The sequence below is a fragment of the Pseudomonas fluorescens HK44 genome (assembly GCF_000217955.3).
Classification (GTDB): Bacteria; Pseudomonadota; Gammaproteobacteria; order Pseudomonadales; family Pseudomonadaceae; genus Aquipseudomonas; species Aquipseudomonas fluorescens_AQ.
The window spans coordinates 195,408-216,494 of sequence record NZ_AFOY02000018.1 but is presented as its reverse complement, the minus strand read 5'-3'; the positions used below and the strand labels follow the sequence as shown (position 1 = coordinate 216,494).

Sequence of the window (21,087 nt, the reverse complement as noted above, 5' to 3'; positions counted from 1 at the left end):
CCGATTGTCAGGTAGCCTTCCTCGACGTACCGCTCAAGTTTGTTCCAGTTGCTCGCCAGATAGTTGACGGCTTTGCCTAGGGCGTTTTGAGCTGTCACCTGTGGTAGCGTCTTTTCCATCCAGCTTTTCAGCTGAGCCAACACCGACAGGCTGTGCTCGTGACGACCGGCTTTACGCTCGCCGTCGTTGTCGGCCTTTAGGTCGCGTTCTATGCCATAAAGCTTGTTGATCAGGTTCAGCGCGATGTCGGCCCGGCCCGTCTTTCCTTTGGGTTGCACTTTTTGCGCTTCGACAAATTTGCGCCGTGCATGCGCCCAGCAACCTAGACGTTCAAATCCGTCCTGTGCGCCCAGCGCGTTGTAACCGGCGTAATCATTGGTCATCACGTAGCCGCGATAGCCATCAAGCAGGCGCGTCGGCACCTCCTGCGCCCGGCTGGTTGAGTAGTCGAAATGGATTACCGGTTTGTCGGGCGGGCCACCGGTTTGCACCCACATCCAGGACTGACTGCTTGGCTCCCGATCAGGCTCTTTCAACACCTGCACCCGGGTTTCATCGCAGTGGATGATGCGGCTTTCCAGCAAGTGTTCGCCGCACTGGATAACCCAGCGGGCCAAGGTCTGGCGCGGGATATCGATGCCATGGCGGCCCAGTACTTTTTCGAAACGGTAAAGCGGCAAACCGTCCACGTATTTGGTGGCCAGCAGCATCGCCAGCACGCTTGGGCTGGCCATGCTTTTTTCAATCAGCTGGGGCTTGTCCGCAGTGACCGGTGCCGTTTCACAGGCACGGCAGCCGTAGACCTTGCGGATGTGTTTGATCACGCGAATCTGCATCGGCACGATTTCCAGCTGCTCGCTGGTTTCTTCGCCGATGGCGTGCTTGCGGCAGCCGCAAGCACAAGTCAGCTCGTGCACGGGCAGCTCGTGGATGACTTCGATGCGAGGGAGATCGGCCGGCAGCGGTTTGCGCTTACCACGGCGCTGGGTCGGCGCAACAATTTCCTCTTCAGCGGCCCCATCAATGGACTCTATGACGCTTTCCGCCTCATTGAACAGGGCCAACTGCGGCGTTGCCGGATCAGCCGTTTGCTCGGACTTACGTCCGAACAGGCGCTGACGCAGCAGTGCGTTTTCCTCTTCGAGAAAACCGACCCTGGACTACATCTTCGCAAGCATCTGCTTGAGCAATTCAGGATCATCGGGGAGGTTTTCGGGTATGGAAATCATGCTCAGGATTATACCGAATCAGGCCACGAATCGCGGTGTCAAAACCTGATGAGGGCGGTTGCGCCAAAGATCAATACCATCCAGTAGCCAGTTCAGTTCCTGCACGGTCAGAACAATGCAAACGATCCACCGTGCCCACATACAAAGCCGCCAGTGAAGCCTGATGCTGTCCTCCCGATTTCCTTACGGAACCAGCACGTCATGATGTGATCCGACGCAAAAGTGGAAAAAGTTGATCTGCCCCCCAATACCCGTAGTTTTTCAAAAATCCATCGACGGCCTTGCAGCGTTGCTCTAACGGGATATCAAAGTTGCGGTGTTCGACCCCCGTGCTTTTTGTTTTTCTCAACAAGCCCGCAATCGAGTGAAGATTTTGTATTGGGTTGTGTCACGAACGCTGGCGTGAGCCAGCGATGCTATATCAAAGATGGGAATAGGCCTCCCGGAGTCTGTTTGCAGGAGCTGACTCCAAATCACCCGGTGCTGCTGCGTTCAAAAGGCGTGGTGTTGAGCGACCGTTGGAAAAGGCGCCGATATAAGGCTGCTCCTACCTATACGTCAGCATGGTTGCCCAAGCAAATGCTCTGATCCAAGAACAAACACCCCGACTGGTTCGGGGTGTTTGTTTTTTGGCTGGCAGATCAGTTACTGCTTGAAAGTTTGCATCAGTTGAGTAATTGCCATATTCAGTCCAGTCTGCCCCGCATTGATCTCGAAGTCAGCGTCGACGGGCGGTTCGTAAGGGCTGCCAACCCCCGACAAATTAGGCAGTTGCCCCGATCTTGCTTTCTTGTAGAGTCCCTTCACATCCCGCTGCTCGCAGACCTCCAGCGGTGTGCTGACGTATACCTCCACAAAGTTCTCTTCACCAATCAGTTCTCGTGCCATTTGCCGTTCTCTTCTGAACGGGGAGATAAATGCGGCCATGACAATAAGCCCGGCATCCATCATCAGTTTGGCCACTTCGGCGATGCGCCGAATATTCTCTACGCGGTCTGCATCGGTAAAACCAAGATCCTTGTTTAGCCCTTGGCGAACGTTGTCGCCGTCGAGGATATAGGTTCGGTGGCCGCGCGCATGCAACTCAACTTCAAGTGCGTTCGCGAGTGTCGACTTGCCCGAGCCGGAAAGGCCGGTAAACCAGATGACCTTGCCCTTGTGGCCGTTGAGCTTCTCCCGGTTTTCGCGAGTGATCGACAGGGCTTGTTTATGCACGTTTTGCGCGCGCCGCAGGCTGTGGGTAATCATCCCGGCAGCCACGGTGGCGTTGCTGACGCGATCAACCAGAATAAAGCTGCCGAGTGTTTTGGAGTGCTGATAGCTGTCAAAAACCAGCGGTTTACTGATCGCCAGCGTGCATACGCTGATGTCATTCAGCGATAAGTGCGTGCTGGCGTCATGGGCGAGGGTATTGATGTTCACTCGATATTTGATGTTCGTGATCGATGCAGATGCCCACTGCGTCGCCAGTTTGATGTCGTAGTTACGGCCGTGCAGTCCAGCCTCTTCATTCATCCATATCAGCGTAGCTTCAAACTGGTCGGTTATTTCCAGCGGGCTTTGGCTCAGGGAAATAATGTCGCCGCGGGAGACGTCAATTTCTTTGCTGAGTCTTAAGGTAATGGCATCGCCACATAGAGCTTCCTGCATCGGGCCGTTCATACTGACAATTTCGGTGACCGTCGCCGTTTGCCCAGAAAGGCTGACGCGAACCTCATCGCCAACGCGGACTTGCCCCTCACCGACATAGCCGCTGAATCCGCGGAACGAAGCATCAGGTCGATTTACCCACTGCACCGGAAACACCAAGCGCTCGGATTTTGGGGTGTTGATCTCTATTGTTTCCAGGCAGCCCATCAGTGTCGGCCCTGAATACCAAGGCGTGTTTGCCGAGCGCCGAGTGACGTTGTCTCCCTTTAGCGCGCTCAGCGGAATGGGCGTTACCCTTTCAAAGCCCAGTGTTTGTGCGAATTGTTGGAAGGTATCAACGGTACGCTGAAATAGGCTTGCATCAAAGCCGACCAGGTCCATCTTGTTCACCGCAACCACCACGTGGCGAATACCCATCAGCGATACCAGGTACGCATGCCGGCGTGTCTGTGTCAGTACACCTTGTCGGGCATCTATCAGGATCACCGCCACGTCTGCAGTTGAAGCACCGGTGACCATGTTGCGCGTGTACTGCTCGTGGCCGGGCGTATCGGCGATGATGAACTTGCGCGTGCTGGTAGCGAAAAAGCGATAGGCCACATCGATGGTAATGCCCTGTTCGCGCTCTGCCGACAAGCCATCGACGAGCAAGGCAAAGTCAATCTCGGCCCCTTGGGTACCATACTTTTTCGATTCGTTTTTTAGTACGGCCAATTGATCGTCAGTCAGCTGCTGGGCGTCCCATAGCAGGCGTCCAATCAGGGTGCTTTTGCCATCATCCACGCTGCCGCAGGTTATAAAACGCAGCAAGTCTTGACCTTGTTGCTGTTCAAGATACTCCTCAATCGTCGAGGGCTTACTGGCAGCTGTTGTTTGTGCTTTAGGTGCCATCAGAAATAGCCCTCCTGTTTTTTCTTTTCCATGCTGGCTGAACTGTCACTATCAATGGCTCGCCCGTGTCTCTCGGAACGAGTGGATCCGAGCAGCTCCAGCAGAATATCGGCTACGGTGGCGGCATTCGATTCCACTGCACCGGTCAGGGGGTAGCAGCCAAGGGTACGAAAGCGAATGCTCCTGGCTTCAATCTTCTCGTCTGGCAACAGGCTCATGCGTGAATCGTCAACCATGAGCGTTATGCCGTTGCGCACTACGACAGGCCTCTCCTTGGCAAAGTACAGGGGTACCAAAGGGAGATTTTCCTGGTAGATGTATTGCCAGATATCGAGTTCTGTCCAATTGGATAGCGGGAAGACGCGAATGCTCTCGCCCTGGTTTTTGCGCGCGTTGTAGATGTTCCACAGTTCTGGTCGCTGCTGTTTCGGATCCCAGTGATGGCTCCGGGTGCGGAACGAAAAAATACGCTCCTTCGCGCGCGACTTTTCTTCATCCCGGCGTGCGCCACCGAACACTACATCAAACTTGTATTTATCCAGGGCTTGCTTCAGTCCTTCGGTCTTGGTGATGTCGGTGTGCAGCGCCGAGCCGTGATCGAAGGGGTTGATGTCTTTGCTAATGGCTTCCAGATTGATATGTATGAGCAGATCCATGCCGCTCTCACGCGCGATAAAGTCGCGAAACATATACATCTCTTGAAACTTCCAGCGCGTGTCTATATGCAGCAGGGGGAATGGCGGCGGCGAAGGGTAAAAGGCCTTGCGAGCCAAGTGCAGCATCACCGCACTGTCTTTGCCCATTGAGTAAAGCATGGCGGGGTTTTCGGCCTCGGCAGCCGCTTCACGAATAATCTGCAGGCTTTCGGCTTCAAGGCGCTTGAGGTGGGGTGTACGTACCCTCAATGCATCGATTGCGCCGATTTGAGCTCTTTCATCCAGCACGGCTGGGTAACTCAACAGTCCGAGCTCGACATTGGCTGACGCGCTGGCGTGTCTGCAAACACCAACCAGGCGACCGCTCGGGAAGATGACGATGTTCTTGGCGATATGCTTTTGCAGGCGTTGCAGTGCAATCGTGAGCTGTTGCGCGTCAACCTGACAGATGCCAAGCGGCAACCAGTAGCGGGCGCCCCTGGCATCGTTGGCGTGCAAAAAATCCTGTCCGTCAGGTGCGCGGATTAACTGAACAAAAAGTACCAACTTGCGTTTCGTACGCGCCTTTTCAATTTCCCAAGCCAGGACCGATGGCGTCGACTGGCGTCCTAGCTCATCGCTCAGACTTTGCGCGGATAGTTCGGGAGGGAGGAGCTCAAGCTCGTGCAGTCGCCGTTCGGCTGTGCGTTTGGTGTCTGCTTGATTGAGTTGGTTCAGATGGAGAAATGCCAGCTGCGTATCCCATACCACAGGGGCATCCAGTCCAAGAAGATCGGGGTTCAACATGGAAAATCGTCCTTGTCGCAATGTGCGGATTTCTCTAGATAATATAGTTACAGGTTATCTAAATGGTTTTTCTTGATTATTTTTTGTATTAAACCACAATCTGCGACAAATTTTCTTTGGATGTTTTTTACATGACTGCTCTACGTCAGGATGATTGATGGTGCCTATGCACTGGCGGGGGCTTTGACCGGCTTTATCGTTGGCCTTACCGGCGTAGGCGGGGGGGCGCTGATGATGCCGATTTTGCTGCTGCTGGGTGTGGCGCCGACGACGGCAATTGCCACCGACTTATGGTTTGCCGCCCTTACCAAGATTGTGGCTGCCAGCATTCACAACGGCTCGGCACAAATAGATTGGGAGGTCGTTAAACGCTTGTGGCTGGGCAGTCTGCCAATGGCGCTGTTGGTCGTGGCGTTGGTGAGTTTCGGGGCCAGCGTGCAGAAAGTTGACTGGCTGACCGAAGCAATAGGCGTCGTCATCCTGATTACGGCATTGGGTATGCTGCTCGCCCCAGTGTTGAGGTTATTTGCCAGAGAGCGTCGCCTGGACAACTCAAGCCACTTCAAGCGATTGCAGCCGGCTCTAACCGTGCTTGCCGGCTTGGCTCTTGGTCTTTGCGTGGCGTTAACGTCGGTCGGTGCGGGGGCGTTAGGGAGTGTGATACTGCTGTATTTGTATCCACAGCGGATGACACCGCATCGCCTGGTCGCAACGGACATCATGCATGCGATACCGCTGGCACTGGTTGTCGGGCTGGGTTACCTGTTTGCCGGCATGCTGGACGGGCATATGCTGATCAGCCTGCTCGTGGGGTCAATTCCTGCCGTGGTGGTGGCAAGCTTGATGAGTCGAAGGCTCAATGGTCGCTGGATACAGGTGTTGCTGGCGATGGTCTTGTTGGCGGGGGGAGTGAAAACCCTGGCCTGACAGGCTTGGATGTCAATAAAAAGCCCCGGCATTCATCGAATGCCGGGGCTTTTTGTCGATTGGCTGAAGGTTAGCGAGCGACTGACAAAGCGCGGGTCCGTGCGACCCGAACCCGGTAGAACACGAACAGGATCAGCACCCAGACCGGGATCGCGTAGACCGATGCACGTACGCCTGGAATCAACAACATCACGTAGATGATCATGGCCATGAACGCCAGGCACAGGTAATTGGTGTACGGCGACCAGAACGCCTTGAAGCCTGGCACGATGCCGCGTTGGCCCATGGCTTTGCGAAACTTCAGGTGCGTCAGGCTGATCATCGCCCAGTTGATCATCAACGAGGCGACCACCAGTGCGAACAGCAACTCAAGGGCTTCATTCGGGGCGACGTAGTTGACCACCACACACAACAGGGTGATCAGCGCCGATACGCCCAGCGCCAGTAACGGCACACCCTGTTTGTTCAGCTTCATCAGCGGCTTGGGCGCATCGCCCTGTTCTGCCAGGCCGTAGAGCATCCGGCTGTTGCAGTAAACGCCGCTGTTGTAGACCGAGAGCGCCGCGGTCAGCACCACGAAGTTGAGGATTTGCGCTGCGGTATTGCTGCCGATCAAGGCGAAAATTTGCACAAACGGACTGCCGCTGTAGGCATCGCCGGAAGCGCCCAGTGTCTGAAGCAGTTGGTCCCATGGGTACAGCGACAGCAGCACGGTGAGTGCGCCGACATAGAAGATCAACACGCGGTAAACCACCTGGTTGATCGCCTTGGGGATGACTTTCCTCGGCTCGCTGGCTTCAGCGGCAGTGATGCCGACCAGCTCCAGGCCACCGAAGGAGAACATGATGAACGCCATCGCCATCAGCAAACCGTTGGTGCCATTGGGGAAGAAACCGCCGTGGCTCCACAGGTTGCTCACCGAGGCCTGCGGGCCGCCGGTGCCGCTGACCAGCATGTAACAACCGAGGGCGATCATGCCGATGATCGCCACGACCTTGATGATGGCGAACCAGAATTCCATTTCACCGAAGACTTTGACGTTCATCGTGTTGATCAGGTTGACCAGTACGAAGAACACCGCTGCGCTGATCCAGGTCGGAACCTCTGGCCACCAGAACTGCACGTACTTGCCAACGGCGGTCAGCTCCGCCATGCCCACCAGCACATACAGCACCCAGTAGTTCCAGCCGGACAGGAAGCCGGCAAAACCACCCCAGTAGTTGTGCGCGAAATGGCTGAAGGAGCCGGCGACCGGCTCTTCGACAATCATCTCTCCCAACTGGCGCATGATCAGAAAGGCGATGAAACCGGCAATGGCATAGCCGAGAATCATCGACGGGCCGGCCGATTTGAGCACGCCGGCGGAGCCGAGAAACAGCCCTGTACCAATCGCGCCGCCCAGCGCAATCAGTTGAATATGCCTGTTTTTCAGCCCCCGCTTCAGCACGCCCTGTTGCAGTTGTTCATCCGCCATCTGGATACCTTCTCGTTGTTATGGTCAGGCTTTGTTGCAGGTCGACAGCTTATTCAATTGGCACGCGTTTGTGAGCCTCAGACGTTACTTTCAGTGAACTTTTCGTAATACAGCTGCACGTTGTCCAGGGTTTGATCCTGTAACCAGCTCTTGATCGACTCGACCATCGGCGGCGGCCCGCAGACGTACATGTCGACCGCGGTATCACGCAGTTCGCCGGCCTCGAAATGCTCGGCGATGTAGCCGCGCTTTCCCTCCCAGCCCGGTGATGGGTCGCTGACCACTGGCGTGTAGCGAAACCCTGGAATGTGTTGAGCATAGGCACTGATCCGTTCGCTCTCGCACAGGTCGGCTGCGTCCCGTACACCGTAGTACAAATGCACAGGCTGCTCGCAACCGCGCGCGACGATTTCGTCGAGCATCCCCAGCAATGCGGACAGTCCGGTGCCGCCGGCCACCAGAATCAGCGGCCGGGCGATGTGACGTAGATAGAACGCCCCCAACGGTGCCTCCAGAACGATTTCATCGCCGACCCGGCAGCGTTCACGTATGTAATTGCTCATTACCCCGTCGGGTAACAGGCGAATCAGAAATTGCAGCTGATTGCTGCTGCTCGGGCGGTTGGCGAAGGAGTAGGAACGCTTGCTGGTGGTCCCTGGAATCAGCAGGCGTGCATACTGCCCCGACAGGAAATCCAGCGGCTGGGTGGCCGCGCCCAAATCCAGATGCAGGATCGCGGTACTGGCCGAGACCTGACGAACCTGCGTGACCGTACCGCTGAGCTGTTCAGGCCCTGCGGCATTGCAGAGGCTGGAAGCGAAGTCGAAATAGAACGCGGCGTCGGACTTCACTCGAGTCTGGCAAGTGAGCATCTTGCGTTGTTGCAGGTCGAGGCTGGAGAGGGCTTCCTCATCCACATAATCCTGGCTGTAGTCGCCGGATTCGCAGCGGCCCTGACAGGTTCCGCAAACACCCTCGCGGCAATCCAGCGGAATATTGATGCCGTTGCGCAGGGCGGCATCGAGCAGTATTTCGTTGGCCTGCACGGGAAAAAACAGTGTTTTGCCGTCGGCAAAACTGAACGCAACCTTATGGTTCATGCCCCGGTCTCCATGGTTTCAGAGGTGGTAGAAATCGAGCACCGAGTTGATGGTGTCGTTGAGCAGCAACACGTGTTTGCGGGTAATCACCCAGCTGTCTGCGTGAGGCTTGAGGCGATAGGTCGCGTTCCCGTAGAACTGCTCGGACGTGGCCAGGCGATAGAACAGCGTGTGCCAGTTCAACCGTACCTCCAGCTCACCGGTCTCGAGTTCGCTGATCCGCACGTTGTTGATCAGGTGCAGGGTGCGCGGCATCGGCGTGGCCGACGCGGCTTTGCCAGTGCGCAGACGGAACACGCGGTCTTCCAGGCCCGAGCGATTGGCGTAGTAGATCAACGACATTTCACGCTTGGGGTCGCGGGTGTAGACGTGTTCGGAGTCCCATTGCGGCAGGTGAAACTCACTCTGCTCGTCGAAAAGCTGGATGTAGGCGTCCCAGTCCTTGGCGTCGCACAGTTCGGATTTACGGTAGAAAAACTGCTCGATCTGGTACTGCAATTGCGGATTCATGTTCACACCTCACGTAGCTTCAGGGATTTTGCGTCCAGGCCGTCGAGCAGAAATTTCTGCCAGTTGCTGTGCTGGTTGACGTAAAGCCCTTCGTGGGTGAATTCGGTGCCGGTCATGGCCGGCGCGATGCCGATCGCCTCGCTGTTGGGTGTGGTGCCGGTCGCCCATTGGTGGCTGCCGCGAGAAATATCGCTCCAGCGTTCCAGCCGCGCCTGGAAACCGCGCTGGGCTTCACGGAACTCCACCAGATCATCCGGGGTGCCGAGTCCCGACACGTTGAAGAAGTCTTCGAACTGGCGAATCCGGTTTTCCCGATCCGCGTCCGACTCGTTTTTCACGCCCAGGCACTGGCTGATGATCTCGGTCTTGTTCCAGGCCACTGGACGGATGATCCGTAGCTGCGAGCTGATTTGATCGAGGAAAAACAGGCTGGGGTAGATGTTCAGGTTGCGCAGCCGATGCATCATCCATTCGGCTTTTTCCTGACCATGCTCCTCGATCAGGCGCGGCATGATCGTCGCGTAGCCGGAGCGCACCGTCGGGTTGGGCATGTCGCTGAACAGCACGCTATGACCGTTGTTGAAAGCGAACCAGCCGTCATCGGTATTGGCGTCGCCGGCCCCCAGTTTGCTGTAGTCGAGCGTGCCGCTGGCGTGGGTGCCGTTCTCGCTGTCGACCTGCTGGCGGTGTTGCACCGTGGCCACGTAGTTATAGTGGACCGTGCTGACGTGATAGCCGTCCAGGCCGTTCTCGTTTTGCAGTTTCCAGTTACCGTCGTAGGTGTAGGCCGACTTGCCGGGCAGTACTTCCAGTTCACCGGTGGGCGATTGGGCGACCATCATGTCGAAGAACACTTTGGCATCGCCAAGGAAGTCTTCGAGGCTGTTATCCGCGTGAACATCCAGGCTGATGAAGACGAAGCCCTTGTAGCTCTGAATGCGGGCCTTTTTCAAACCGCGGGTGGCTTTGTCGAAACCTTCCGGGTATTCGCCGGGGGCCTTGACCTTGACCAGGCGTCCGTCGCTTTTGTAGCACCAGGCGTGGAACGGGCAGGTAAACGTCGATTGGTTGCCTTTGCCGACGCGGGTCAATGTGGTGCCGCGATGCTGGCAAGCGTTGATCAGCGCGTTGAGTTGGCCGTCACCGTCACGGGTGATGATCATCGGCTGGCGACCGGCGCGCATCGTGATGAAGTCGTGGTTATTGGCCAGCTCGCTTTCGTGACAGGCGTAGATCCAGTTCTTCTCGAAGATCAGCTCCATCTCCAGATCGAACAGTTGCGGCTCGGTAAAGATATCCCGAGCGATGCGGAATACGCCTTCTGCCGGACGGAAGTCCAGGCAGCCTTCAATGAACGCTTTCCACTGCTCGACGTTTTTTTCGCCACTCATGGGGGTGCACCTTTTTTATTCGGGTCAATCGGTGCGCTCATTAGAGAGAGTGGGGCGGGCAGGGGTCTATCCGGTTTGTCGACGAAGGCAGTCCACAAAGTTCGGTGGCCGCTGGCTGCACTGCCCCTGTGGCGAGGGAGCTTGCTCCCGCTGGGTTGCGAAGCAGCCCTAAAGTCGGCAATCGCAATTTTTCAGATAGGACGCATCCGAAGGTTTTACGACTGCTGCGCCCGAGCGCGGACCGGCCGGCGGGAGCAAGCTCCCTCGCCACAAGTGCCTCCCACTGCGATCTTTGCGGGTAACACCCGCGTGTATCAAGGTGGGCAGGTAATACTCAAGACCCTGCACCATTCGATGAACGGCCGCCCCTGTTTGCAGCATTGAGGTACTGTCTTTGGCAGCCTTGAGCGTTGTTCGAAGGTGAGCCGCGGTCCCGGAACAGCTGTGTTATCCACTTAGTCGATGATTGCTATCCACTGGGTTGGCGCAGGCGTTCAGTGGTCTGGAACTTGCTCGGCTCAAGTCAGAGGCGCGCCGTCAGAGCGTGCTGAAAAAATATTGCCGTGGGTGCGCCGTGATGAGTAGCAAAGCCGATCCGCAGTTTCGCGATATTCGTATCGATCACTATGACCTTGAGGGCGCGCGGACCTGGATGTCAGGGATCTGCGGGCCGCACCGTCTCGAAACCGCGACGCCCGAACGGATTCGTTTTCATCACACCGCCAACGTCTTCAAGTCGATGGCCACGACCCTGGGCACCATCGAATACGGCACCGATGTGACCGTCGATATTGAAGACGCCGAGCACTTCAGCAGCTACAGCCTCAGCCTGCCGTTGGTCGGTGAGCAGGAGCTGAGCAAGAACGGCACGTTGCTCAAATCCAATCGCGATCAAGGCGTGATCATCTCCCCGAATGAAAACCAGATGCTGGCGATCTCCGGTGACTGTCGCAAGGTCCAGGTGGTGATTACTCGGGCGGCCATGAGCGAATCCCTTGAGGGGATGTTGCAGCGTCCACTGGATGCACCGCTGCGCTTCGAGTCGGTGATGGATGCGGTAGACGGTGCGTCGGCTTCGTGGTGGCGCATGGCGCGGTATTTCATCGGCGAACTTGAGCGCAGCAGTGCGCTGTTTGAGCAGGTCGTCTTCACGCGGGACATCGAAAGCTCATTGATCAAAGGCCTGATCCTTGCCCAGCCGAACAATTACTCCGATGAGCTGCGGGACGTGTTGGGCGTGAAGTTGCCGTATTACCTGATCAGGGCCAAACAGTACATTCACGACAACGCCCGCGAAGCAGTGCACCTGGAAGACATCGAAGCGGCGGCCGGGGTTTCGCGGTTCAAGTTGTTCGAGGCCTTCAGAAAGTACTTCGCCCTGTCGCCGATGGCCTATCTGAAAAAATACCGCTTGAATGCGGTGCGCCAGGACATTCTTGAGCAGGGTCTGGCGCGCAATATCTCGGAGATTGCCATGGGCTGGGGGTTCACCCACATGGGACGTTTTTCTGCCGAGTACCGCAAGTTGTTCGACGAAGCCCCGAGCGCCACCTTGCAGCGCAACGAGGCCCGGCGCATGCGCAGGCTTTGACGCAGAGGCAGTCAGTAACGGCTTATTTGCGGGCGACCAGATCCAGCAGGTCGTCGCGTTCCTTGATTTTTTGCAGGACGATTTCCGAGCGAATATCGGTGACGCCCGCGGTACGGTTGAGCTTGTTGACGATGAAATCCGAGAAGTGTTTCAGGTTGCGCGCCTGAACCCGCAGCACATAGTTGCTGGCGCCGGTAATCACGTACGCGGTGGCGACTTCCGGCCACGCTTGCACCTTCTTGATAAAGGTCTCGTGCCAGTCATCGACGTCCTGTCGCAATGACACATGGACGATAGCTTCCAGCTCGATGCCCAGCCGTTCGGCGTTCAACACCGCGCGATAGCCGGTGATGATTCCCTCACTTTCCAGCAGCCGCAAACGCCGCAGGCAAGCCGACGGTGACAGCGCGACTTTCTCTGCCAATTCCTGATTGCTGATACGCCCGTCCTGCTGCAAGAAGTGCAGGATCCGCAGGTCTGTCGAGTCGAGGGTCATGGTTTGAATTAATCCGCGATTTTTGGAGTTGGATTCGAATTATCTTCGAGATAATTACTATATGGCCGTCCACTTTGCACGAAAATTCTCCAAAGCTTCGTTCATTATCTGCTCATCGTGCTGACGCAAAAAATGCCCAAAACACGGCGGCATGTCATAAAAAAACAGGACCTGAAATGACCACAAGAAACGATTGCCTGGCGCTCGATGCGCAAGACCCCTTGGCTCATCTGCGTCACCAGTTTGCACTCCCTGAAGGGGTGATTTACCTCGATGGTAATTCTCTTGGCGCGCGTCCGATTGCGGCGCTTGAGCGTGCTCAGGCGGTCATCGCCGAGGAGTGGGGCAATGGCTTGATCCGCAGCTGGAACAGTGCCGGCTGGCGCGATCTGCCGGAGCGTCTGGGCAATCGGCTGGCCGGGCTGATTGGCGCCGGTGAAGGCGAAGTGGTGGTCACCGACACCACCTCGATCAACCTGTTCAAGGTCCTCGGCGCGGCCCTTCGTGTTCAGGCGATGCGGGCGCCGACGCGGCGGGTGTTTGTCAGTGAGTCCAGCAACTTTCCGACAGATTTGTACATCGCCGAAGGGCTGATGGACTTGCTCCAGCAGGGCTATAGCTTGCGTCTGGTCGACAGCCCGGAAGAACTGGCGCAGGCGATTGATCAGGACACCGCGGTGGTCATGCTCACCCACGTCAACTACAAGACCGGCTACATGCATGATATGCAGGCCATGACTGCGCTGATCCACGAATGTGGCGCGCTGGCGATCTGGGACCTGGCGCATTCCGCCGGTGCGGTTCCGGTCGACTTGCGTCAGGCGGGGGCGGACTACGCCATCGGTTGCACCTACAAGTACCTCAATGGCGGCCCCGGTTCGCAAGCGTTTGTCTGGGTTTCGCCGCAGTTGTGCGATCTGGTCACGCAGCCGTTGTCCGGCTGGTTTGGCCATTCCCGACAGTTCGACATGGCCTCAGGCTACGAGCCGAGCAGCGGCATTGCGCGTTACTTGTGCGGCACTCAACCGATCACCTCGTTGGCCATGGTCGAATGTGGCCTGGAGATTTTTGCCCAGACCGACATGCCCAGCCTGCGCCGCAAATCCCTGGCGCTGACCGACCGGTTTATCCAGCTGGTGGAGCAGCGCTGCGCCGCTCACGATCTGAAACTGATCACCCCGCGTGAACACTCCAGGCGTGGCAGTCATGTCAGCTTCGAACACCCGCAAGGCTACGCGGTGATTCAGGCCTTGATCGCCCGGGGCGTGATCGGTGATTACCGCGAGCCGCGGATCATGCGCTTTGGTTTCACGCCGCTGTACACCAGCTTCACCGAAGTCTTCGATGCGGTGCAGATCCTTGGCGAGATTCTCGATCAGAAGACCTGGGCTCAAGCGCAGTTCCAGGTACGCCACAGCGTCACCTGAGTCCAGCACTGTCCGTGGCGAGGGAGCTTGCTCCCGCTGGGCTGCGTAGCGGCCCAAAAATCTTCGTAGTGAGTACCGATTTTGTGAGTGCTGCGCACTCAAGCGGGAGCAAGCTCCCTCGCCACAGGGGTTAGTTCGACCGTGTGACCCGGTTTATCCAAACGATGTGCTCTCTTCAAAAAAGACAATATTCAGAGGACAGAGAAATGACCGACACCCTCGGTTTTGAAACCATCTCCAACCGTGAGCATGGCCTCAAGCGCCAACTCACCTCGGGGCAGATGAGCATGATCGCGATTGGCGGTGCGATAGGCACCGGCCTGTTCATGGGCAGCGCTTACGCCATCGGCTATGCCGGGCCGAGCGTGCTGCTCAGCTATGCGATTGGCGCGGTCATCACGCTGCTGTTGATGGGCTGTCTGGCGGAAATGACCGTGGCCCACTCGACCTCGGGTTCGTTCGGCGCGTATGCCGAGTTCTACATCAGCCCGCTGGCCGGGTTCCTGGTGCGCTACGCCTATTGGGCGGCGATTGTATTGGCGGTTGGCACCGAGGTGACGGCGGTGGCGATGTACATGAAGTACTGGTTCGTTAACGTGCCCGAGTGGATCTGGATCGTCTCGTTCTCGAGTATTCTGATCGTGCTCAACGCCATCAGCGTGAAGACCTTCGGCACGTTCGAATACTGGTTCTCGACCATCAAGATCGGCGCGATTGTCGGCTTCATCATCCTCGCGGTGTATGTGGTGTTCGGTTCCGGAAATCCGGATTACGGCGTGCATCACTACACCAGCCATGGCGGGTTTTTCCCCAATGGTCTGCAAGGGATGTGGGTGGCGGTGATCGTGTCGATCTTCGGCTACCTGAGCGTGGAAATGATCGCGGTGGCCGCCGGTGAAGCCGAGGATCCGGAGCGGGCGGTGAAGAAAGCCTTTCGCTCGACCATCGTGCGGCTGGTGGTGTTTTACCTGCTGACCCTGGCCCTGATGTTGGCGATCGTGCCGTGGGTTCAGGCGGGTGTAGCGCAGAGTCCGTTCGTCACGGTCATGCAAACCATCGGCATTCCCGGCGCCACCGGGGTGATGAATTTCGTGATTCTGATTGCCGCATTGTCGGCGATGAACAGTCAGCTCTACATCACCACGCGGATGATGTTCAGCCTGTCCCGTGGCGGTTACGCCCCCAAGGCGATGGGCGCGTTGAGCAAGAGCGGAATCCCGCTCAACGCCTTGCTGCTGTCGAGCTCGGGCATTGCACTGGCGACGCTGCTGAACGTGATGTACCCGGAAAGCTCCTTCACCTTGATGATGGCGATTTCCATGTTCGGCGCGATCTTCACCTGGTTCATGATCTTCCTCACGCACTACTGTTTCCGTCGCTACCACGAGCGTCACGGCGAGCGGAAACTGTCGTTCCGCATGCGTCTGTTTCCTTACACCACGCTGTTGGGGCTGGTACTGATGGGCGCGGTGATGATCACGACGTACTTCACCGAGGCGTTCAAGATGACCTTGGTGTTTGGTGTGCCGTTTCTGCTGATCCTGTCGTTGGTCTACGGGGGTGTTCTTCAGAAAAACCAGGGCCAGTGCGGCGTTGAGTCCGTTGCCGAAAGTCCAGGGCTGATCTAGCTGCCTTGCTGAGGTTGCAACGCCTCCAGCAGGGCTTTGGCGTAAAGGGGCAGGCCGTCAAACGAACGTGCGCACAGCAGCAGTTTTCGCTGGGCCCATGGCTCGTTCAGCGCGAGACGTTTGAACGCTTGCCCGCCGGCCCAGCGCTCGACCGCCGCCAACGGCACAATTGCCAATCCCGCGCCATGAGCGACCATGCGAATCACCCCGTCGAAGCCCTCGGCGCGAATGCGGATCTGCATGCGCAACCCGGCGTGCAGCGCTTGTTCTTCCAGATAGATCGCCAACGCGCTGTTGGCGCTCAGCCCGACGTAATCGTGAGACAAGGTCTGGCTGAAATTCGGTGCTTCCCCTTCGGCCAGCGGATGATCGCTCGGCATGATCAGCACCAGCGGATCATCGCGGAATGCTTGGGTATCGAGGTCGTGGGTGTCCACCGCATCGGAAACGATACCGAGGTCGGCCGCCCCCTGACGCAAGGCATGGGTGATGCGCAGGCTCGGCAGTTCTTGCAGGTCGATGTCGAGGTTGGGGTGCTCGCACAGAAAGTCCGCCAGCAGCTCGGGCAGGTATTCAGTGATCGCGGTGGTGTTGCACAGCAACCGTACCTGGCCTTTGACGCCTTTGGCGTATTCCGCCAGATCCTGTTGCATGCGCTCGGCCTGTCGCAGCAATACCCGGGCATGTTGGGCCAGCGCCTTGCCGGCCGGGGTAGGGCTGATGCCTCGGCGCCCACGCTCGAAAAATGCTGCGCCCAGCGAAGCTTCCATCGCCCGGATTCGCGCACTCGCCGCCGCCAGTGAGAGGTGGCTGCTGGCGGCACCGGCGGTAATGTTGCCGGCGTCGAGGATGTTCAGGTAGAGCTTGAGGTCGATCAGGTCGAAATGCATGGGGAGTTTCCAAGGCTCTGTCAAAACAAGAGGCAGGCTCAGTATATGGCAGATTTTCAGGGACCTTCGAAAGGCCCAGGATAACGCCATGAATACTCCTCTCGCGTTCTATCAAAACCTCGGTCTGGCCTTGTCTTTATTGGTGATTGTCACCTTTCTGATGGCCGGGATGATCAAAGGCGTGATCGGCCTTGGGTTGCCGACCGTTGCCATGGGCTTGCTCGGTATGGCTATGGCACCGGCACAGGCTGCGGCGTTGTTGATCATTCCGGCGACCCTGACCAACGTCTGGCAACTGGCATTCGGCGGGCACTTGCGTCCACTGGTCAAACGGCTGTGGCCGATGCTGCTGGCAATATTCGTCGGCACTGGTGCGGGTACGTTGTGGCTGGGAATCGAAGGCGGGCAGTGGGTAGTTCGGGCGCTCGGGGCGGCGCTGTTGCTCTATGCCTTGAGCGGATTGTTTCTACCCACGTTGCGGGTCGGCAGCAAAACCGAACGCTGGCTCGGCCCGCTCAGTGGTGCGCTGACCGGCATCATCACCTCGGCCACCGGGGTCTTTGTGATTCCGACGGTGCCGTATCTGCAAGGGCTGGGATTGAACAAGGATCAACTGGTGCAGGCGCTGGGCCTGTCGTTCACCGTATCGACCCTGGCACTCGCGGCCGCTTTGTTGTGGCGCGGGGCGCTGGGCGGCGGCGAATTGAGTGCTTCACTGTTGGCGCTGGTCCCGGCGCTGCTCGGCATGCTGCTGGGGCAATGGTTGCGAGAACGGATCAGCGCCGTGCTGTTCAAGCGGGTGTTCTTCGTTGGCCTTGGAATACTCGGCGGCCATCTGCTGATCAGCGGCTAGCTGAAGACGGGCTTAGCATGTCGATGCGACGGATATCAAAATCGCGTTCCAGGTAATCCATGCGGTTTTCGAAAAACTGCTGCATGTGCGGCAGGTTCGAGTGCACGTCCAGATGAGCCCGGGATTGCCAGATTTCGTAGAAGATGAACAGCGTCGGGTCTTGCTGGTCGCGCAGCATGTGGTACTCGATGCAGCCAGGTTCGGCGCGACTGGGTTCGACGTAAGCGCGGAACAGGGCTTCAAAGGCGTCGGCTTTTTCCGGACGGGTTTTGGCGTGCAGGATGAAACCGTGTTGCTCGCTCATGCAGAACTCCTCAAGTCAGGGTTGAGAAAATCCTATAGCAACAATCAGCTGGTGATTCGTGCGTTTTGGTCAAATGTATTTTGCCGGCTTCGGGCTTATTCATGGGAAGGGGCATCGATACTCTGCCGCCATCACATTTGAAACTTCTCGATCCCGCGACTTATCCACGGCGTGGCGGATCGGACCCTGATGACGAGGCTTCCCATGAAAAAAGTTCTGTTGCTCAACGGTGGCAAGAAATTCGCCCACTCCGACGGCCGCTATAACGCCACCCTGCATGAAGCTGCATTGAGCGTGCTGGATCGTGGTGGTGTCGACGTAAAAGTCACCCACATCGACGAGGGCTACGACGTCGCTGAAGAAGTCGCCAAGTTTCTCTGGGCCGACGTCATCATTTACCAGATGCCGGGTTGGTGGATGGGGGCGCCGTGGATCGTGAAAAAGTACATCGACGAAGTCTTCACCGAAGGCCACGGCAGCCTCTACGCCAGCGATGGCCGGACCCGTTCCGATGCTTCGCAGAAATACGGCAGCGGCGGCCTGGTACAGGGCAAGCAGTACATGCTGTCGCTGACCTGGAACGCACCGCAGCAAGCTTTCGACGACCCGACCGACTTCTTCGAAGCCAAGGGTGTGGACGCGGTGTATTTCCCGTTCCACAAGGCCAATACCTTCCTCGGCATGAGCGGCTTGCCGACCTTCCTGTGTGTCGACGTGATGAAGCGGCCGAACATTGAAGCCGACGTCGCGCGCTACGAGCAGCACCTCAAGCAAGTGTTCAACTTGCCGGCGTAACCTGCGTTATGCCTCGCATCCGGCTACTATCGAACACCTCGGCTCAATCCCTCGCCACAATGAAAGCGCATTCGATAGGAAGGATATACGTGAAAGCCAGATCCGATGAGTTGCAGATTTTCGTCTGCGTAATCGAGTGCGGTTCGATTTCTGCGGCGGCCGAACAGGTCGGGCAAACGCCTTCGGCGGTCAGCCGCACGCTGTCGCGTCTGGAGGCCAAGCTCGACACCACGTTGATCAACCGCACCACGCGGCGCATGGACCTGACCGAAGAGGGCAAGTACTTCTTCGAACAGGCCAAGCGGATTCTCGACCAGATGGACGAGCTCGAAGAGCGCCTGTCCTCGCGCCACAAAACACCTTCCGGGCGACTGCGGATCAACGCGGCGTCGCCGTTCATGCTGCATGCCATCGTGCCCTACATCGATGAGTTCCGCCGTCTGTACCCGGACATCCAGCTGGAACTCAACAGCAACGACCTGATCATCGACCTGCTGGAGCAAAGCACCGATATCGCAATCCGCATCGGGCCGTTGGCGGATTCGACCCTGCACGCGCGCTCGCTGGGGGGCAGCCCGCTGCACATCCTCGCCAGCCCCGCGTATCTGGAAAAACACGGCACGCCAACCACGGTTGCCGAACTGGCCGGCCACTCGCTGCTGGGCTTCACCCAGACCGAAAGCCTCAACCACTGGCCGCTGCGCCATGTGCACGGTGACCGCTGGCAGATTCAGCCGAGCATCAGCGCCTCCAGCGGTGAAACCCTGCGCCATCTGGCGTTGCAAGGGCAGGGCATTGCCTGCCTGTCGCACTTCATGACCATCGATGACATCAAGGCCAGCCGGCTGAAGTTGCTGTTGGCGCAGGCCAACAGTGGCTATCGCCAGCCAATCAACGCGGTGTACTACCGCAACTCGCAACTGGCCTTGCGCATTCAATGCTTTCTGGACTTCATCCAGAGCAAGCTGGCCGGTTACGCAAACGAGGTGTTCGAAGGCTGATCCTTGCCATCCTGATCAGCGGCTGGTGATCCAGTATCAGTTCTTTGAGGTTCAGGCGCCGTTTCTCCAGGGTGATTTTGTCTGTGTCTGGGGATGAGTTTTCCAGTTGTCCGGCAAACAGATACAGCCCCCGCAGATAGGCCACTGGCGAGTCGATTGCAGCGATATCACCGTCCTTGCAAAACTGCTCCCAATTCTCGTTGAACAATGCTTGATAGGTGGCGGGCCCTGACGTCGACTCGCTACCAACACTGCGCCGAGCACGTCGACTGGCATCGCCGGATGACAGCTGATGCTCCTGATACAGACGGCTGATCTGTCGGGCATAGCTCAGCGCAGTGTTGGTAGCGAGTCGTTACTTACGTCCATGTGTTGTCATTCTCCTGTTCGAACGGAATGTTCTTGGGCAGAAGAAAACGTACAGGAGTGGGTCAGCAATAGCGGTAGGTTGGCTAAGGATCGGGTTGTATGAAAATGCAGTCCGTTGTTCGGATTTTTCCTTGAGGGAACGTTGGTATTCAGCCCCCTGCCTGTTGCAGGGGAGGGGCTGAGTGGGCGCGTTACAGGCCGTGAGTACCGAGGGTTAACAGGTCAGACGCGGAAGTGGCTGACCATCATCTGCAACTGATTGCCCAGCCGTGCCAGCTCAACGCTGGACGCGGCGGTTTCATCACTGGCGGCAGCCGTCTGCTCGGAGACGTCGCGCACGTTGATGATACTGCGGCTGATTTCTTCGGCCACCGCGCTTTGCTGCTCGGCAGCGGCGGCGATCTGCTGGTTCATCGACTGGATGTTCGACACCGTGCGGGTGATGTTTTCCAGTGACACACCGGCCTTGCGGGTCAGCTCGACACTACTGTCGGTCAGGTTGCGGCTGTTGTTCATCACCGCGGCGACTTGCTGAGTGCCGTTCTGCAGGCCGGCGACCAGGCCTTCGATTTCTTGGGTGGATTTCTGCGTGCGTTGGGCCAGGCCGCGCACTTCGTCAGCGACCACGGCAAAACCACGACCGGCTTCACCGGCGCGTGCCGCTTCAATGGCGGCGTTCAGCGCCAGCAAGTTGGTCTGTTCGGCGACGGCCTTGATCACGTCCATGACACTGCCGATCTTGTCGCTTTCCTGTTGCAGCACCGTCATGGCTTCGGTGGAACGCACCACTTCGCTGGCCAGGCGTTCGATCTGGGCGATCGCTTCGTTGACCACTTTATCGCCTTCGCGGGCTTCACCGTCAGCCGCTGCTGCCGCTTGCGACGCCTCTTCGGCGTTGCGTGCGACTTCCTGCACGGTGGCCGTCATTTCATGCATGGCGGTGGCGACCTGATCGGTTTCGATCTTCTGGCTGTTGACCCCGGCACTGGTTTCTTCAGTCACGGCTGACAGCTCTTCGGCAGCGCTGGCGATCTGGGTGACGCCATCGCGGATACCGCTGATCAGGTCGCGCAGGGTGACGCCCATCCGTGCAATGCCTTGCTGCAACACACCAAGTTC

18 protein-coding genes and 1 pseudogene are annotated in these 21,087 nt (G+C 57.8%); 7 read left to right on the top strand and 12 right to left on the bottom strand.

Annotation, left to right across the window (positions count from 1 at the left end):
• The 3 genes and pseudogenes from tnpC to cysD all read right to left on the bottom strand — a co-directional run.
• Positions 1-1,229 (bottom strand): annotated as a pseudogene (gene tnpC / locus HK44_RS22490) (IS66 family transposase); the annotation flags it as partial.
• 645 nt (positions 1,230-1,874) lie between these two features.
• Positions 1,875-3,770: a sulfate adenylyltransferase subunit CysN gene (gene cysN, locus HK44_RS22485; RefSeq protein WP_019691711.1), complete on the bottom strand. Its 1,896-nt coding sequence runs from the start codon at positions 3,768-3,770 to the stop codon at positions 1,875-1,877.
• Positions 3,770-5,212 (bottom strand): sulfate adenylyltransferase subunit CysD, encoded by a 1,443-nt coding sequence (gene cysD / locus HK44_RS30220; RefSeq protein WP_019691712.1) that lies wholly within the window; start codon positions 5,210-5,212, stop codon positions 3,770-3,772. The genes cysN and cysD overlap by 1 nt, the downstream gene beginning before the upstream one ends.
• Before the next feature lie 150 nt (positions 5,213-5,362).
• On the opposite strand from cysD, the gene HK44_RS22475 reads away from it, so the two are divergent.
• Positions 5,363-6,139: a sulfite exporter TauE/SafE family protein gene (locus HK44_RS22475; RefSeq protein WP_019691713.1), complete on the top strand. Its 777-nt coding sequence runs from the start codon at positions 5,363-5,365 to the stop codon at positions 6,137-6,139.
• Between the two features lie 70 nt (positions 6,140-6,209).
• On the opposite strand, the gene HK44_RS22470 is transcribed toward HK44_RS22475, so the two are convergent.
• The 4 genes from HK44_RS22470 to antA form a co-directional block, all read right to left on the bottom strand.
• Entirely contained in the window at positions 6,210-7,613 is a 1,404-nt protein-coding gene (locus HK44_RS22470; RefSeq protein ID WP_019691714.1) for an amino acid permease, read from the bottom strand.
• Positions 7,614-7,690: 77 nt separating this feature from the next.
• Entirely contained in the window at positions 7,691-8,713 is a 1,023-nt protein-coding gene (antC, locus tag HK44_RS22465) for an anthranilate 1,2-dioxygenase electron transfer component AntC (RefSeq protein WP_019691715.1), read from the bottom strand.
• Between the two features lie 18 nt (positions 8,714-8,731).
• Positions 8,732-9,223 (bottom strand): anthranilate 1,2-dioxygenase small subunit, encoded by a 492-nt coding sequence (gene antB, locus HK44_RS22460; protein ID WP_019691716.1) that lies wholly within the window; start codon positions 9,221-9,223, stop codon positions 8,732-8,734.
• 2 nt (positions 9,224-9,225) lie between these two features.
• Entirely contained in the window at positions 9,226-10,614 is a 1,389-nt protein-coding gene (gene antA / locus HK44_RS22455; RefSeq protein WP_019691717.1) for an anthranilate 1,2-dioxygenase large subunit, read from the bottom strand.
• 577 nt (positions 10,615-11,191) lie between these two features.
• Here antA and HK44_RS22450 point away from each other — a divergent pair.
• Positions 11,192-12,205 carry an AraC family transcriptional regulator gene (locus tag HK44_RS22450; RefSeq protein WP_019691718.1) on the top strand — a complete coding sequence of 338 codons (1,014 nt, stop codon included), beginning with the start codon at positions 11,192-11,194 and terminating at the stop codon, positions 12,203-12,205.
• Positions 12,206-12,227: 22 nt separating this feature from the next.
• Here the strand turns inward: HK44_RS22450 and HK44_RS22445 are convergent, their stop codons facing one another.
• Positions 12,228-12,701 carry an Lrp/AsnC family transcriptional regulator gene (locus tag HK44_RS22445; RefSeq protein ID WP_019691719.1) on the bottom strand — a complete coding sequence of 158 codons (474 nt, stop codon included), beginning with the start codon at positions 12,699-12,701 and terminating at the stop codon, positions 12,228-12,230.
• Between the two features lie 176 nt (positions 12,702-12,877).
• Between HK44_RS22445 and kynU the strand changes: the two genes are divergently transcribed.
• Positions 12,878-14,128: a kynureninase gene (gene kynU / locus HK44_RS22440; RefSeq protein ID WP_019691720.1), complete on the top strand. Its 1,251-nt coding sequence runs from the start codon at positions 12,878-12,880 to the stop codon at positions 14,126-14,128.
• Between the two features lie 206 nt (positions 14,129-14,334).
• Positions 14,335-15,756, top strand: a complete 1,422-nt coding sequence (locus tag HK44_RS22435) for an amino acid permease (protein ID WP_019691721.1) — start codon at positions 14,335-14,337, stop codon at positions 15,754-15,756.
• Here HK44_RS22435 and HK44_RS22430 read toward each other — a convergent pair.
• Positions 15,753-16,646, bottom strand: a complete 894-nt coding sequence (locus HK44_RS22430; protein ID WP_019691722.1) for a LysR substrate-binding domain-containing protein — start codon at positions 16,644-16,646, stop codon at positions 15,753-15,755. The genes HK44_RS22435 and HK44_RS22430 overlap by 4 nt on opposite strands.
• A gap of 88 nt (positions 16,647-16,734) precedes the next feature.
• Between HK44_RS22430 and HK44_RS22425 the strand changes: the two genes are divergently transcribed.
• Positions 16,735-17,499, top strand: coding sequence for a sulfite exporter TauE/SafE family protein (locus tag HK44_RS22425; RefSeq protein ID WP_019691723.1), 765 nt, complete (start codon positions 16,735-16,737; stop codon positions 17,497-17,499).
• Here HK44_RS22425 and HK44_RS22420 read toward each other — a convergent pair.
• Positions 17,489-17,803 (bottom strand): putative quinol monooxygenase, encoded by a 315-nt coding sequence (locus tag HK44_RS22420; protein WP_019691724.1) that lies wholly within the window; start codon positions 17,801-17,803, stop codon positions 17,489-17,491. The two genes, HK44_RS22425 and HK44_RS22420, sit on opposite strands and share 11 nt — an antisense overlap.
• Positions 17,804-18,007: 204 nt before the next feature.
• On the opposite strand from HK44_RS22420, the gene HK44_RS22415 reads away from it, so the two are divergent.
• Both HK44_RS22415 and HK44_RS22410 read left to right on the top strand, forming a co-directional pair.
• A complete protein-coding gene (locus HK44_RS22415) occupies positions 18,008-18,598 on the top strand; it encodes an NAD(P)H-dependent oxidoreductase (RefSeq protein ID WP_019691725.1) in 591 nt (196 codons plus the stop codon).
• A gap of 89 nt (positions 18,599-18,687) precedes the next feature.
• Positions 18,688-19,599, top strand: coding sequence for a LysR family transcriptional regulator (locus tag HK44_RS22410; protein ID WP_019691726.1), 912 nt, complete (start codon positions 18,688-18,690; stop codon positions 19,597-19,599).
• Here the strand turns inward: HK44_RS22410 and HK44_RS22405 are convergent.
• On the bottom strand, positions 19,550-19,933 hold the full coding sequence (locus HK44_RS22405) for a Tc toxin subunit A (protein ID WP_080690671.1): 384 nt from the start codon (positions 19,931-19,933) through the stop codon (positions 19,550-19,552). The two genes, HK44_RS22410 and HK44_RS22405, sit on opposite strands and share 50 nt — an antisense overlap.
• A gap of 257 nt (positions 19,934-20,190) precedes the next feature.
• Complete coding sequence (locus tag HK44_RS30695; RefSeq protein WP_431357347.1) at positions 20,191-20,895, bottom strand: methyl-accepting chemotaxis protein; 705 nt, start codon at positions 20,893-20,895, stop codon at positions 20,191-20,193.
• Between the last annotated feature and the right edge of the window lie 192 nt (positions 20,896-21,087).